Consider the following 637-nt stretch of genomic DNA (forward strand, 5'->3'; position numbering starts at 1 on the left):
ATGTGCTCGATGTGCTGCTGATCTCTGTTACGCCGTTGACCACGGTTCCTGGAATGGCGACCGTCAATGCCGCATTTGCACCAGTCGCAACGGGCGTGTATTCGGTTGCCGAAGCGGTGCTGGTAGCTGAAACGGCACCGGTGACATCGTGTTCAACCGCCGAAATCGTCAATGTTTGACCGTTGCCCGGTAAGGCTTCGGACAGAGAAATAACGCCTGTCGTGCTGTTGTAGGTGTAGGTGTTCGTGCCATCGGTCAAATGACCTTGAGCATCCAATTTCAAGGTAACAGTTTGTGGAGAGTTCGCTCCTTCGGTAACCGTCAAGACCACGTTACCGCCGCTAGCTAACGTTGCAATGCCGGTTGGCGTCAAGGTGACGGACGCATTGTTGGATGTGCTCGATGTGCTGCTGATCTCTGTTACGCCGTTGACCACGGTTCCTGGAATGGCGACCGTCAATGCCGCATTTGCACCAGTCGCAACGGGCGTGTATTCGGTTGCCGAAGCGGTGCTGGTAGCAGAAACGGCACCGGTGACATCGTGCTCAACCGCTGCGATGGTCAATGTTTGACCATTACCCGGTAAAGGTTCGGACAGAGAAATAACGCCGGTGCCGCTGTTGTAAGTATAGGTGTT

At 54.6% G+C, this 637-nt stretch carries 1 protein-coding gene; it reads right to left on the reverse strand.

Annotation, left to right across the window (positions count from 1 at the left end; translation table 11 throughout):
• The coding region (locus E2I14_RS19440) for a hypothetical protein (protein WP_165967913.1) at nt 1–637 on the reverse strand (637 nt) is incomplete at both ends.

This window comes from Sapientia aquatica, assembly GCF_004358105.1.
Lineage (GTDB): Bacteria > Pseudomonadota > Gammaproteobacteria > Burkholderiales > Burkholderiaceae_D > Solimicrobium > Solimicrobium aquaticum.